The organism is Mucilaginibacter sp. (genome assembly GCF_041088075.1).
Lineage (GTDB): Bacteria > Bacteroidota > Bacteroidia > Sphingobacteriales > Sphingobacteriaceae > Mucilaginibacter_A.
Map to the genome: position 1 here is coordinate 24067 of NZ_JBGCVY010000025.1, position 14068 is coordinate 38134.

At 41.0% G+C, this 14068-nt stretch carries 12 protein-coding genes; 4 read left to right on the plus strand and 8 right to left on the minus strand.

Annotated elements, in window-relative coordinates; all coding sequences use genetic code 11:
* Positions 1-181: 181 nt before the first annotated feature.
* On the minus strand, positions 182-919 hold the full coding sequence (locus tag V5804_RS05290; protein WP_369590336.1) for a hypothetical protein: 738 nt from the start codon (positions 917-919) through the stop codon (positions 182-184).
* 335 nt (positions 920-1254) lie between these two features.
* On the opposite strand from V5804_RS05290, the gene V5804_RS05295 reads away from it, so the two are divergent.
* Positions 1255-1887, plus strand: coding sequence for a TMEM175 family protein (locus V5804_RS05295; protein WP_369590337.1), 633 nt, complete (start codon positions 1255-1257; stop codon positions 1885-1887).
* Between the two features lie 35 nt (positions 1888-1922).
* Here V5804_RS05295 and V5804_RS05300 read toward each other — a convergent pair whose 3' ends face one another.
* The 3 genes from V5804_RS05300 to V5804_RS05310 all read right to left on the minus strand — a co-directional run bounded on the left by V5804_RS05300 (position 1923) and on the right by V5804_RS05310 (position 7384).
* Positions 1923-3317: a dihydrolipoamide acetyltransferase family protein gene (locus tag V5804_RS05300; protein WP_369590338.1), complete on the minus strand. Its 1395-nt coding sequence runs from the start codon at positions 3315-3317 to the stop codon at positions 1923-1925.
* A gap of 37 nt (positions 3318-3354) precedes the next feature.
* Positions 3355-4611, minus strand: coding sequence for a competence/damage-inducible protein A (locus V5804_RS05305; RefSeq protein WP_369590339.1), 1257 nt, complete (start codon positions 4609-4611; stop codon positions 3355-3357).
* 163 nt (positions 4612-4774) lie between these two features.
* Complete coding sequence (locus tag V5804_RS05310) at positions 4775-7384, minus strand: putative LPS assembly protein LptD (RefSeq protein ID WP_369590340.1); 2610 nt, start codon at positions 7382-7384, stop codon at positions 4775-4777.
* Between the two features lie 214 nt (positions 7385-7598).
* Between V5804_RS05310 and V5804_RS05315 the strand changes: the two genes are divergently transcribed.
* Both V5804_RS05315 and V5804_RS05320 read left to right on the plus strand, forming a co-directional pair.
* Entirely contained in the window at positions 7599-8447 is an 849-nt protein-coding gene (locus tag V5804_RS05315) for an N-acetylmuramoyl-L-alanine amidase (protein ID WP_369590341.1), read from the plus strand.
* Positions 8448-8482: 35 nt separating this feature from the next.
* Entirely contained in the window at positions 8483-9430 is a 948-nt protein-coding gene (locus tag V5804_RS05320) for an MlaD family protein (protein WP_369590342.1), read from the plus strand.
* Between the two features lie 315 nt (positions 9431-9745).
* Here V5804_RS05320 and V5804_RS05325 read toward each other — a convergent pair whose 3' ends face one another.
* The 4 genes from V5804_RS05325 to V5804_RS05340 form a co-directional block, all read right to left on the minus strand.
* The gene (locus V5804_RS05325; RefSeq protein ID WP_369590343.1) at positions 9746-10657 is read right to left on the minus strand and encodes a ribonuclease Z; all 912 of its coding nucleotides are present in this window, start codon (positions 10655-10657) and stop codon (positions 9746-9748) included.
* 19 nt (positions 10658-10676) lie between these two features.
* Positions 10677-11054, minus strand: a complete 378-nt coding sequence (locus V5804_RS05330; RefSeq protein ID WP_369590344.1) for an STAS domain-containing protein — start codon at positions 11052-11054, stop codon at positions 10677-10679.
* Between the two features lie 55 nt (positions 11055-11109).
* The gene (locus V5804_RS05335) at positions 11110-12057 is read right to left on the minus strand and encodes a phosphoribosylaminoimidazolesuccinocarboxamide synthase (RefSeq protein WP_369590345.1); all 948 of its coding nucleotides are present in this window, start codon (positions 12055-12057) and stop codon (positions 11110-11112) included.
* Positions 12058-12168: 111 nt separating this feature from the next.
* Positions 12169-13134 carry a PhoH family protein gene (locus tag V5804_RS05340; protein ID WP_369590346.1) on the minus strand — a complete coding sequence of 322 codons (966 nt, stop codon included), beginning with the start codon at positions 13132-13134 and terminating at the stop codon, positions 12169-12171.
* 100 nt (positions 13135-13234) lie between these two features.
* On the opposite strand from V5804_RS05340, the gene V5804_RS05345 reads away from it, so the two are divergent.
* Entirely contained in the window at positions 13235-14014 is a 780-nt protein-coding gene (locus V5804_RS05345; RefSeq protein ID WP_369590347.1) for an S-adenosyl-l-methionine hydroxide adenosyltransferase family protein, read from the plus strand.
* Positions 14015-14068: the final 54 nt, after the last annotated feature.

Here is a 14068-nt window from a genome sequence, read left to right on the forward strand (position 1 = left end):
TCTAAAATTCAAAAGTTTCGAGATAAAAAGATATGCGCCATGGCCCTTTTCCCCTTTGAAGGGGGTTAGGGGGATGACATTAATTTTACCCGGTAAAAGAAGTATCCGGAAATAAGTTTAAACAACTCCAAATAGTTTATTACTGTTTTACAACTTATAGTATTGGTAATAAACCTAAATCTTATTTATCCTTCCCATTCAGTGCTTTTCTGATTTTTTTGAGCATCGCTTCTACGATCAGTAAATCTTCTTCGTCATCAATTGTAACCTTGGTATTTATTCCCGGCCCGGCAATTTCAAATTCAAAACCCACCAAATTTAGGCCGGTAAAAGAAGCATCCTTATTTAATGCTTCTGTTTTTTGCTGAACGAATTGTTCCTCAACTGCTTTGTTTTCAGTCTTTTCTGTTTCAAAAATATTTTGGATTATTGGATCCTCTGATTGTTCGTGTTCTAAACTTAACACCGTTGATCCGTTTAATAATCCATACGTTTTTAAACCATCTACAAAATAGCCTGCAATACGGCCAGCCGTACTTTCTTCCACGCCAAATTCCCGGATCAATATTTTGTCGAGCATTTCTGTCGGTAGTTCTTTGCCTTTAAACCTTTCGTACAACAAAGAAAAAATTTGCGGCGATAAAAAAGCCTTTCTAAGCAGATCCAACCTTTCGCTGTTGGTATAAGAATGTTTGATTAGTTTATATTCTTCCGTAGTAGTAATTAAACCTTTTTCAAAATTGGTTAGTTTAAATTTTTGTGCCGAAGAAATAATCACCATAAAACCGCCGCTTACTTTGCGTTGCATCTTTTGTGCAGCATTTTCTACGGTACAACTTCCGCCCAAAGCATTAACAGCATCGGCCAGGGCATACGATTTTTGAAAAGAAGCTAAAGGATAGTTTAAGTTTTTTGGCACAGTTGTTTTATTTAAAGGTAAAAAAGTATTAAAAATAAAAATAGTAAAAAATCTTAAATAGTAACAAAATCAGGGCTGCTTTATTTTATGATTTTTAAAAACCTTTCTATCTTTATATAAACACGATTGTAAAAATCCATGAAAAACTTAACGCTTATACTAACAGGGCTGTCAGTGATAATTATGTTCTCTGCGTCGGGTTGCAGCAAACAGCAATACCGGGCCAGGAGCAAAAGATATCCGCATGATGTTCCAAAAAAACAATAATCCTATTGATTAGGGTTGATTAAGAACAATGAACAATACGTTTGTGATTGTGTTAGCTAAAATACAACATGAACAAAAACCGGCTTGAAGCTTTTTCGGATGGCGTATTTGCCATCGTCATCACCTTGCTTATTTTAAATGTAAAAGTACCGGACGTACACATTACCAATAACGTACAGTTAAACCATATCATCTTTGCTGCCCTACCTAAATTACTAAGTTTTGGTTTTAGCTTTTTGGTAATTGGTATCTTCTGGATCGCCCATCACCGGATATTTAGTTTTGCAAAAGTAGTTGATACGCCTTTGCTTTGGCTCAATTTGGTTTACCTGATGTTTAATGCGCTGGTGCCTTTTCCGGCTTCTATTTTGGCCGATAATTTTTTTCTGCCAACAACCATTTTGATTTATACCGGAACTTTATTTTTGATTTCAATGATGCACTTTATTATCCTTGAATACATTATTCGGAACGAGGATGTAAAGCACGGAGCTTTGACTAAAAGTGTTTACCGCTCTGCGGTAAGATCTGCTATTTTTAGCCCGGTTTGTTTCCTGCTTGCTGGTGCAAGTTGTTTTATCAGCGCTTACCTGAGTTTGTTTTTTATTATTTGCGCGCTGTTTTTTTCAATTTTCATTATTGGCAAAAATAAAGTAAGCAAGAAGCTTATTGCTGTGGCCAAAGAGGAAGCCGCACCGTAATCAGCAATACTAATTTTATGCCGGTAAAAGAAGCATTAGATTTCCCGCCTCGAATCCCAGTTTTCTAACTCATCAGAAACTTTTTTCAGGAACATCCCGCCCAACGAGCCATCAACAATCCGGTGATCGTAAGAAAGCGACAGGTACATCAAATGCCGGATGGCTATCATATCGCCGGTTTCGGTTTCGATAACGGCCGGTTTTTTCCTGATCACGCCAATTGCCAAAATAGCAACCTGCGGCTGGTTTATGATCGGCGTGCCCATAATGTTGCCGAAAGAACCGATATTGGTGATGGTAAAAGTGCCGTCTTTTACTTCTTCGGGTTTCAATTTGTTGTTACGGGCACGAACAGCTAAATCGTTTACCGATTTCGTTAAGCCTAATAAATTTAATTGGTCCGCGTTTTTGATCACCGGAACAATTAGGTTTCCGTTTGGCAAAGCCGTGGCCATGCCGATGTTGATATTTTTCTTTTTGATGATTTGTGTTCCGTTCAGCGAAACGTTTACCATCGGCATAGCCTTTAACGCTTTGGCAACGGCTTCCACAAAAATTGGGGTGAACGTTATTTTTTCGCCTTCCCGTTTTTCAAAAGTAAGTTTATGTTTCTCGCGCCAAAGCACTAAATTGGTTACATCGGTTTCGATGAAAGAAGTTACATGCGCCGCAATTTCCTTGCTGCTCGTCATATGTTCGGCAATCATTTTGCGCATCCGGTCCATTTCGATGACCTCATCTCCGGCAGAAACCGTGGCAGCAACACGTGGACTTGGTTTGCTTTCCGGTTGCAATGCTTCTTTTACCGGTGTTTTTTCGGTAGCCGTTTCGGTTGGTTTTGGTGGATTTGATGTATGTGCCGAAGATTTTTTGTTTTGGAGATAAAGCAGCAAATCATCTTTGGTCAACCGGCCTTCGGCCCCGGTTCCCGAAATCTGGTCGAGTTCTTCCTGCTTGATATTTTCCTGCGCAGCAATGCTTCTTACCAAAGGAGAATAAAAACGGATACTGTCTTTTACAGGGCTTGGCACCGTTGGTTTTGGTTGCAAAAGTTCCAGGCCCGGGAGGTTTTCAGGCAATGCTTCTTTTACCGGTACTTTTTCTTCGGATGCTTCTTTTACCAGTACTTTTTCAGGCTGAATGGGTTGTGCTGCAACCGGTTTTGGCGTTTCTGCTTGTTGCCCGTCAGGTTCGGTTTCAATCGTTGCGATCACGGTGCCAACCTGCGCTACTTCGTCTTCTTTAAATAATTGCGCTACCAACTTGCCTTTTACCGGCGAAGCAACGTCCGAATCTACTTTATCGGTTGCAATTTCAACCACCGCATCTTCGGCTTCAACCATTTCGCCGGGTGCTTTCAGCCATTTTATGACGGTGGCTTCGGCAACACTTTCGCCCATTTTAGGCAGTAACAATTCGTATAGCGCCATTATTTTTCAGTGATCCAAAAGTACAATTTATTACGGATTATGCAATCGGCTCGCGCAGCAGTTTAAGCAAATCGCCCATGGCCGTAATGGCCGTGCGTTCGATGTTTTGGATGCGTTTGTTTCCGAAAACATACTTTTTCGCAAGTGTTTTTCCTTTTCGGGCAACACCAATCCAAACCGTTCCGACTGGTTTTTCGGATGTTCCGCCATCTGGGCCGGCAATCCCGGTAACGGCAACGGCATAATCCGAACCAAAATTCCGCAATGCGCCTTCCGCCATTTCGCGCACAGTTTCCTCGCTCACCGCGCCGGTTTCCCACAACGTATCGCTGTTTACACCCAGCATTTTTTCTTTCATCTCATAAGAATAAGAAACCGCGCCGCCCAAAAAAACGCTGGAAGCGCCAGGCTGACTCGTAAATAAATGCGCCAGATAACCGCCGGTACAGCTTTCGGCCAAAGCTAAAGTTTGCTGATTTTTTGCCATTAAAAGAAGTATCGCTTTTTCCAGCGGAATATCTTCGGTTGCTGCAACGGTTGAACCTAAGCGTTCTATCAATTTTTGAGTTTGGGTTTCGAGTTCCTGTTTCAGCTTTTCTTCGTCGGCTTTGGCATCGCCGTAAGCACTTAACCGCAAACGCACCGTTCCAAGTTTCGGTAGGTAAGCCAGTTTTATTTCGGGCGGAAGTTGGTCTTCAATATCTGCAATGCGTTCGGCCAAAAATGATTCGCCTTCACCAACGGTTAAAATGGTTTGATGCAAAATTTTTGGCAGATCGAAAGTTGCTTTCAGTTTCGGGATCACCAGATCTTCCATCAAATACATCATTTCGTGCGGAACGCCGGGCATCGAAACATAAACTTTTCCATTTTCCTGAAACCACATGCCAGGTGCCGTGCCGTTTTTATTGAACAAAACTTCGCAATTTGCAGGAACATCGGCCTGACTGATATTGACATCCAAAAGCGGACGGTTAAAACGGGCAAAAATCTGGCGGACGTGTTCTAAAGTTGGCTCGTCCCGTTTCATCTCAACACCAAAATATTCGGCCAAAGTGGTTTTGGTGATGTCGTCTTTTGTTGGGCCTAATCCGCCGGTCATCAAAATTATATCGGCACGTTGCGATGCTTCTTTTATGCCGGTCAAAATATGTTCGCGGTTATCAGAAATGGAAGAAATTTGTTTGATGCGGATACCGATTGCGTTTAACTGCTGCGCCATCCAGGCCGAATTGCTGTCCACAATTTGCCCGATCAGGATTTCGTCGCCAATCGTAATAATTTCTGCTAACATGTTAAAGCCTGTTTAAAATTTATTTATTAAAGTTTCCATGCTTCTTTTATCACCTAAAAATTGGTGTTAAAATCAGCCTAAACAAATTAGAAATTAAATACTCACCAATTTTTATAGGGTAAAAGAAGCATCCTGATTTTTTGTTGTACAAATTTAACCAGGCTTAATAATTGTTGTAGTAATCTTTCCGCTTGTTCAATTTTAAGGTTTGCAAAATGCTGGCTTTCACGCGCAAATCAACACTGTAATATTTGTAATAACCAAACGGGATCCATTGAAAAGCCAAGTCCCAGCAATGCAAATCGCGGTAAATGGATAAGGAAGTTGTGGTGATTTTGTTTAGGCGAAAATCATAACCGGAAGTGTATTGCAGCTTCCATTTCGGAGTAACGTTAAAATCGCCGTTCACGTTCATGGTATTGGTAATGTTGGTCGAAATCCCCGAATTGAAATAAGAGAAATTATAGTTCATGGAAACGTTCCAGGGGATGTTAAAATCAACAAAAGCATTTGGGTCGCGGTTGATCAAAGCCAAAGCATTGGCCTGCTGGGGGTTCATTCCGTTGATGGTATTGTTTAAGTTCTGGTTTTTTTGCTGGTTTTGGTTTCTGATGCTGTTGGAGTTCAGGCTGAAATCCATGGAAAGCGAAAAAGATGTAAGCTTTGGCAACTTGCCGTTTTCTAAAGTGTATTGGTTGATCGTTCTGGCATATTTCACCAATTGCCCTTCCCGGATAGAATCGCGAACAATCGTAGTGTACGGATTGAAAACACCGCTGAAATTGACGCCCAGTTTTTGGTTGAACAAAGCCGTACGCCCGGAAACATTAATGGGCGAAAGTTTAAGCGAATCGGCCAGTAAGTTGTAAAAGGTAGAAAAAGAAAGCCCTTGCAAAATTGGTACTTTACGATCAGTATTCGTGGTATCCGTACTTTTCGCCCTCACTTTTGCTTCAACGGTATTATCCACACTTAGGGTGATACCGGCAGAACGGCCGCCGGAAGGGCCGGGATAAAGCCCATTGTCGAAAATAGAATAACGGGTTACGGCATAAGGATAAGGAATTGCCGGGTTGCTCACCACATTATGGTAATAACCGTAAGAATCGCTGTTGTAATCAGGGCGATAAGCAAAACTAAGCGAAGGTGTCATGGTATGCCGGATCGCTTTCAGCCTTCCGCCTTTAAAGTTTAATGTACCGTAAACTTTGGTTGATAAACCGGTGCTTACACTATAAGAACCCGCACGGCGAAACCCGGGAACGGTATCGGTAACCAAAGAATCCGCACCGCTGGTATTTCCCCTGGCATATCTTTTTCTGACTGTTTGAAATAAATCTACTTCGCTGTAATTGAAACTTGAGCTGAACTGGAAGTATTTTAAAACGTTTAAACTTAAACTTACCGGAATAGCTTGGTTAAACCCGTTTTGAAACCGTTTTAAAACTGCTTTGGTTAAAAACTGAGATTCCGGTATCGAACTTACGCGGTTATCGCCTGTCAACGTATATTGCACATTGATGCGCTGGTACCATTTCTGATCGCCCACCCGGTTTTTAGAATCAAAAGGGTTGATGCTGGCCATGTTAAAGGTAAAACTTGGCAAATCTAAGTTGATGGTTTTTTGGGTCAGATCCTGGCTGTGGTTTGCACTCATCGTAAAATTAAACGGCGTACCCAGCCAGGTTTTACTATAGGCAATGCTGGAACGAAGGTTATTTTGGGTTAAAGCAGCTATGTTATAATTAACGTTGCTGGCGTTGTTTCTATAGTAGGTGGAAGTACCGGCATTTACCGATGCACTAAAAGTTGAACCCGGGCTTGCGTTTGGGTTTTGCGAATGTGCCCAGCGAATGTTAAAATCTTTTGCTGCGGGATCCGTTTCCAAACCGTATTTATGGTAGCCAAAACTTAAAGCCAAATCGCCGGAATATTTATAGCGGCTTAAATAACGTGCATCGGTACTCAGCTCAAAAGAACCTTTGGAGTAAATGGAGCCGTAATTGGTGATATCCAAATTATCATTGATGCCCAGATAATAACCAAAGTTGCGCAGGTTGAAACCCAACTGTGCATCTTCGCCAAAACTTGGCAGGATAATACCGGAAGTCCGTTTGTCCGGCTTTGGGAAAAACCCGAACGGAATGGCAACCGGCAAAGGCACGCCTTCAATCTCCAAATATGCAGGCCCGGAAATGATTTGGTTTTTTTCGGCAATGCCTTTGGTGATGATAATCCCAAAATGTGTATCCGGATAAGGCAGATTACAGGTACTAAAAAGGATGTTGCGGTAGGCAATTTCGTCTTCGTTCAGCTTTTTAGCCTGACCGCCCGAAATGTAATTGCCCTGCTGCTCCGAAAATGCCTGGTAAATTTTTGCTTTCTTGGTTACATAATCAAAAACCAAAGAATCGGCTGTTACCGGGCTTTCGTTTTTTTGTTTGAGGATGGGCTTGCCGGCATAACGTTTGGTTTTCGGGTTGATTGACCCGCGGGCATACGCCAGGTGGTTTTTCTGGTCAAGCCGGATAAAATCGGCATCAATGGCTGCATCTGCATATGTAATCCGGGCACGACCGTATAAATAAACAATATTATTGGCCTGATCCATACGAATTGAATCCTCTGCAGCGTATTTAACCGTAGAACTTAAACCGCCTTTGGATTTTGAAGTATCGGTTTTGCTGGTATCTTGTTTTGTTTTGAATGCTGTTTTTACACCTGTTTTTTTGTTGCCGTTTTTTCTTTTGGAAGGAACAGAATCACGTTGCAAAAACCGCTTGTCTCTTTTTTTTGCAGAATCCAACTGAATAATCGTATCATTAGCCCTTGACGTATATTTTCGGGCTGATCGCGAGATTGAGAAAGAAAAAGCGGAAAAAAAACAAATACCGACAAGCAGTACAGGAAAAAGAAACTTTATAAATCTCAAAATCGGTTTTGAATATTATTTTTGCAAAAACAAGTTGTGTACGGTCTCAAAATTAATGAAAAATAGAACATTGAAAAGGCTCATTTATTGTTTCCCGCTTTTTATACTTTTTATCACTACTACTTCTTTTATCGAAGAAAAACCGGTAAAGCCGGATACCACAGAAAGCAATCGTTTTAAACTAAAAACCATTGTGGTTGATGCTGGGCATGGCGGCCGCCGTGCCGGTGCCGCCGGTTCTTTTTCGCTGGAAAAAGATGTTACGCTGGCCATTGCCTTTAAGTTACAAAAAGCCATACAGCGCGAACTGAAAGACATTAAAGTGGTGATGACGCGAACCAACGGCGAAGATGTGGACTGGCAAAAACGGTCAGACATTGCCAACGCAGCCAAAGGAAACTTGTTTATTTCGATCCATTGCAACTCCTTGCCAAACAAAACAGTAGTTGTTGGCGGAAGAAGGACCAGCGTTCCGGATCGTTCGGGCAAAGGTGTTTTGATTTTGGTTTATGGTTTTCACCGCACAAAGGAAGAAGAAAAGGCGATCCGGGAAAATTTAATGGACGAAAAAGACGCCAGCGAAATGAACAGTGCCTTTGACCCGAACGACCCAACATCTACTATTTTGTTAAATGCGTATAAAAATAAATATCGTAAACAAAGTATCCGTTTTGCTGATTTAGTGAACAAGGAATTTGTTGAAACCGATGGCCGCAAAAGCAACGGCGTGATAGAACAAGGTGTTTTGGTTTTGTGCCACAGTGCAATGCCATCCATTTTGGTGGAAACCGGTTTTATCAACAACCCCGACGATGAAAAGTATTTAAACTCGGAAGAAGGACAGGAAGAAATTGTAAATTCTATTGTCCGTGCCATCATCAAATACCGAAAGGAAAACGAATAACACAAAAAATTAACCTTATAAAAAAATCTAATATTTTGAAAGTATCTAACGAAACCAAAATTGGTGCACTTACTGCCGTTGCAATTGTAGTTTTGATTTTAGGCTACAACTTTTTGCGTGGCAATGATATTTTATCGCGCGAGCAACGCTTTTATGCCATTTATGGCCATGTAGATGGTTTAAATATTTCTAAACCAGTATTGGTAAACGGTTTTCAGATTGGCCGCGTTTCTGACATGAAATTGCAACCAAGCGGAAGTACTGTGGTAGAATTTAAAATCAACAAAGATTATCTCATTCCCGAAAATTCTGTTGCGCGGTTAATGAGTACCGATTTACTGGGAAATAAGGCGATTGAATTTGAACTGGGAAACAGCAAAGTAAATGCCGAAAGCCAGGACACTTTGCGTTCAAATGTAGAAAGAAGCCTGGCCGAATCGGTGCAGCCGGTGCAGAAAAAAGCAGAAGCAATCATCACCAAAATGGATTCGCTTTTAACTTCCGTCAACACGATTTTGAACCCTTCTTTCCAAAAAAATATTGACCGTAGTTTTAAAAGTGTTGCTTCTACTTTAGAAACAATTGACCGTACAACTAAAAAAGTGGATGGTTTGGTTGGATCAGAATCCGGAAGGATCGGTAAAATTTTGGCCAACTTTGAGTCTATTTCCAGCAACTTGCGCAACAACAACCAGCACATTTCGCACATCGTTGCCAACTTTGACCAATTGAGCAACCAGGTTGCGAAAACCAATATCCAGGAAACTTTAACCAACGCCAACAAAGCCATGACGGATTTGCAGGCAGCGATCAACAAAATCAATAATGGCACGGGTTCTATCGGTTTGCTGCTGAACGACGATAAACTGTACAACAACTTAAACAATTCTGCCGCAAATTTGGATAAATTGATGATTGACTTAAAAGCAAACCCGAAACGTTACGTCAGCTTCTCCATCTTCGGCGGCAAGAAAAACAACTGATAAAAGAAGTTGATTAAGAGCCTGTTTAAATTTATACCGGAAAAAATGTTAATGCTTCTTTTACCCTATAAAAATTGGTAGTTGCATCAACCTGAAAAAACAAAAAACAATTGACCAGCAATTTTCAGGTGATAAAAGAAGCATCGAAAAATGAATGAACAAAATTTAAACAGGCTTTAAATTTGTATCAGAAAATTTTTATAATGCTTCTTTTATGCCTATAAATTTGGTGTACTTAGCTATTTTACGAGTACAAATTCCACAAAAAAGACAATGATTTTTATGCGGTAAAAAAAGCATTGCAAACAAGAAGCATCAGGCCGAAAACGTTTTGCCTTCTATTGCCAGCTCGGTATTTTCAAAAACCGACCGAGCCTCTTCCAGCAAAGGTTCCAATGTTTTGTACCGTGCAGAAAAATGGCCGATCAATAGTTTTTTAACTTGTGCTTTTTGTGCAATTTCTCCGGCCTGCAACGCTGTTGTATGATGCGTTTCTTCGGCCCTCGCCAATAAATCATGGGTAAAAGTAGCTTCGTGGTAAAGTAAGCTTACACCTTGGATTTGAGGTAGATAACTTTTGCCAGCTAAAGTATCAGAACAGTAAGCGTAGCTTTTAGGCGCTTCTGGTTTTATCGTGATTAACTCGTTGGCAATAACCTCTCCTGCTTCGGTTACAAAGTCTGCCCCTTTTTTCAGGTTAAAAAACTGGTTTCGCCCAACGTTGTAATGCTCCAGTTGGTCGGCATCCAATTTCAGCAATGGCTTTTTTTGGCGGAATACAAAACCGGTACAGGGAATGCGGTGGTTCAGGATGATGGTTTCAACTGTCATATCCGCATTATCAAGGATAATTTCCGGCTGGCTGGTTTGTAAAGGATGAAAATTGATTTTGTAATTAAGATTAGTCCAGGAAGATTCAAAATGGACATTAAGGATTTTTAGCAAATCTGGCGGGCCAAAAAGCTCCATGGCTTTTTTCCGTCCGTTAAGGTGCATAGACGAAAGCAGCCCAATTAGTCCGAGGTAATGGTCGCCGTGCAAATGACTGATAAAAATATGGTCTATCTTACTTGGTTTAACGTCAAAACGCAACATCTGCTGCTGTGTTCCTTCACCGCAATCAATCAGATAAACCCGCTCGTTGATGTTTAATGCCTGTGAAGTTGGGTTTCTGTTGTAAATAGGTGTTGCCGAACTGCTGCCTAAAATAGTTACCTCAAATCTCATCTCGCGCAGGCCGAAAGCTTTATTTTGTTTCTTTTTTCAATTCTTTTTCAATCTCTTCCATAAAAACCAAATCAATAGCTTCTTCTGGCGTGCCAACAATGGTCAATACGCTTTCTAATTGAGAAATAGAAACCAAACGGGCAACAGAATCGCTTAAACTGGTTAAGATAAAGTTACCTTCGGCGTTTTTACAGATACGGTGGCCAACCAGCAAACTGCTTAAACCGGAAGAATCTGCAAACTTGACCATTGATAAGTCTAAAATAATATTGCGCTGCCCATCTGTATTCATCAAAATTAATTCTGATTTCAGTTGTGGTGAGATCAATGAATTTAGTTTTGATTCGTTTAACTTAATCAAAACATATTTTTCATGTTTATCAACTGTAAATTTCATGTCCTTTAATATTAATAGTTAAAGATAGAATAATTTTGCGTAGAAATAAAAGTGTTCAAGGCAAAAGTGTGAATGCTTTTGTAATATTTTTTTCTAACCGCAACATAACATCCTGGTTTTCCGGTTTCTGAAAAGGATTTGCAGTAATGTATTCAAACAATTCAATGTACCTTTCGGATATGGATTGAACAATTTCGGGCGTCATTTCCGGGATTTGCTGCCCTTGCTGCCCCGAAAAATTATTGGCCAGCAGCCATTGCCGCACAAATTCTTTGGATAATTGCTTTTGCGCTTCGCCTTTTTGCTGCCGTTCCTCGTAACCATCTTTGTAGAAGTAACGAGAAGAATCGGGTGTATGGATTTCATCAATCAAAAAAATCTTTCCATCAGCTTTGCCAAACTCGTATTTGGTATCCACTAAAATGAGTCCGCGTTCGGCCGCAATTTCTGTTCCGCGTTTAAAAAGTGCTTGCGTGTATTTTTCAAGTTGGCTGTAATCTGCTTCCGAAACAATCCCTTTTTCTAAAATTTCAGTTCGGGAAATATCTTCATCATGGCCAACAGCAGCTTTGGTAGTTGGCGTGATGATGGGTTTGGGCAAAGGGTCGTTCTCTTTCAAACCTTCCGGCAAGCTTACACCGCAAATGCTTCTTTTACCGGCATAATATTCGCGCCAGGCATGGCCGGCCAAATAACCACGGATTACCATTTCTACTTTAAACGGTTCGCAAATGCGGCCAATGGTAACGCTCGGATCAGGCACAGAAATAACCCAGTTCGGAACAATATCTGCCGTTGCTTCCAAAAAACCGGCCGCAATCTGGTTCAGCACTTGCCCTTTAAAAGGTATCGGTTCGGGCAGCACCACATCAAAAGCAGAAATACGGTCCGTGGCAACCATCACCAAATATTGATCTCTAATTGTATAAACGTCCCTCACCTTGCCACGGTAAAAATTGGTCTGGCCGGGAAAGGAAAAATTGGTTTCTTTGATTGCGTTCATTTATAGTAGCAGGTATTAAGTAGCAAGTATTGAGTAGCAAGTATCAAGTAGCAGGAAAGCTATGCATTTAGAAAATCATCTTGATACCTGATACTCAATACTTGCTACCTCTTATTGAATATCTCCGTAAGCTTCCAAAATTCGTTTTACCAGTTTGTGCCGCACCACGTCATCGCCGGTCAAATAAATAATGTCGATACCTTTTATATCCGGCAAAATACGCAAAGCCATGTGCAAACCGGACTGCTGCTTTCTCGGTAAATCTATCTGGGTAACATCGCCGGTAACAATAAATTTTGCCGTTGGGCCCATCCGCGTTAAAAACATTTTCAACTGCATGTCCGTCGTGTTTTGGGCTTCATCCAAAATCACAAAACAATTATCCAGCGTACGGCCGCGCATAAAAGCCAAAGGTGCAATTTCTATCGTCCGGTTTTCTAAATAAGCTTTTAAACGTTCAGCTGGGATCATGTCGTCCAAAGCATCGTACAAAGGGCGTAAATACGGGTCAATCTTTTCTTTCAAATCGCCAGGCAAAAAGCCCAGGTTCTCTCCTGCCTCAACTGCCGGCCTTGTTAAAATAATCCGTTTGATCTCTTTGTTTTTCAACGCCCTAACCGCCAGCGCTACTGCAGTATAAGTTTTTCCCGTTCCGGCCGGGCCAATGGCGAACAAAATATCGTTTTTGGTAATGCTGTTAACCATGCGTTGCTGGTTTGGCGTGCGGGCTTTAACCATAATCCCGTTGGTGCCGAAAACAATCACTTCGCCTGTCCCCGGCTTTTCTTGTCCGTTTGTTTCTGCCGCAGCTACCGGAACCGAACCTTTTGTGCCTGCAATCCGTTCAATATCGTTGAGGTTGAGGTTTTGAAATTTTTCTACATGTGCAACCAGTTGGTTTAGTTTGTCTTCAAAGTTTTTGATTTCATTTTCGTCGCCCAGTACTTTTACTTCGCTGCCACGGGCTACGATTTTCAGTTTCGGGTACTGTTTTTTTAAAAGCTCAAAATGATCATTGTTAGAACCCCACAACACCGCAGGGTTAATGGTATCAATCGTTAAATTTAATTCGTTCAAGCTTAAGAATTTTTAGTTGTCATTTTTTATCCTTAAAAAATTTAATATTTGCAGCGGTTTAAAGCTATCTACAAGATTAGTAATAAATATTAGGATTTTAATGGCAATTATAACTTTAACTACAGATTTGGGCGATAGGGACATCTATCAGGCTGCCCTCAAAGGTAGTATTTTAAAGTTGTTGCCAAATGTTAGCCTGGTTGATATAACGCATTCTGTTTCAGTATTTAATGTTCCTCAGGCTGCATTCATCCTTAAAAACAGTTATCATTATTTTCCTGAAGAAACGGTTCATTTGATCGGTATTGATACTGTTTTTAGCGAAGAAAACCGTTACCTCGCCATCCGGTACCAAAACCATTATTTTGTTGGCGCCGATAACGGCATCTTTTCTTTGATCTTTGACCGCATTCCGGATGAAATTGTAGAGATCAACATTTTGCAGGATTTAAAGTTTCTCCATTTTCCGATTGCCGATATTTTTGTGAAAGCTGCCTGTCATCTCGCCAAAAAAGGAAAACTGGCCGATATTGGTATTCCGATCATCCGCTTAGAAAAAAAGATGACCTTACAGCCCGTAGTGGATAAAAACCTGATTAAAGGAAGCGTGATTTATATTGATTCTTTTCAAAACGTCATCACCAACATCACCAAAGATTTGTTTGACGAAGTGCAAAACGGAAGGCAGTTTGTGCTTTATTTTAAGCGGAACGAATCCATAAACAAGCTGAGCTGGCATTACAACGAGGTGCCGGAAGGCGAGAAATTGTGTTTGTTCGGCATCAGCGACCATTTGGAAATTGCGATCAACAAAGGGAACGCCAGCGGTTTGCTTGGGTTGAATGTGGGCGATATTGTTCGGATTGAATTTTTGGATTAGCTGTTAGCTTTCGGCAATCAGCCGTCAGCTTTCAGCTTCTTGCACATTCTCATA

What these genes read in the sequence shown, in the direction of transcription:
- V5804_RS05295 (WP_369590337.1), top strand. Translation starts at nt 1,255, where the DNA reads ATGAACAAAAACCGGCTTGAAGCTTTTTCGGATGGCGTATTTGCCATC.
- V5804_RS05300 (WP_369590338.1), bottom strand. Translation starts at nt 3,317, where the DNA reads ATGGCGCTATACGAATTGTTACTGCCTAAAATGGGCGAAAGTGTTGCC.
- V5804_RS05305 (WP_369590339.1), bottom strand. Translation starts at nt 4,611, where the DNA reads ATGTTAGCAGAAATTATTACGATTGGCGACGAAATCCTGATCGGGCAA.
- V5804_RS05315 (WP_369590341.1), top strand. Translation starts at nt 7,599, where the DNA reads ATGAAAAATAGAACATTGAAAAGGCTCATTTATTGTTTCCCGCTTTTT.
- V5804_RS05325 (WP_369590343.1), bottom strand. Translation starts at nt 10,657, where the DNA reads ATGAGATTTGAGGTAACTATTTTAGGCAGCAGTTCGGCAACACCTATT.
- V5804_RS05330 (WP_369590344.1), bottom strand. Translation starts at nt 11,054, where the DNA reads ATGAAATTTACAGTTGATAAACATGAAAAATATGTTTTGATTAAGTTA.
- V5804_RS05335 (WP_369590345.1), bottom strand. Translation starts at nt 12,057, where the DNA reads ATGAACGCAATCAAAGAAACCAATTTTTCCTTTCCCGGCCAGACCAAT.
- V5804_RS05345 (WP_369590347.1), top strand. Translation starts at nt 13,235, where the DNA reads ATGGCAATTATAACTTTAACTACAGATTTGGGCGATAGGGACATCTAT.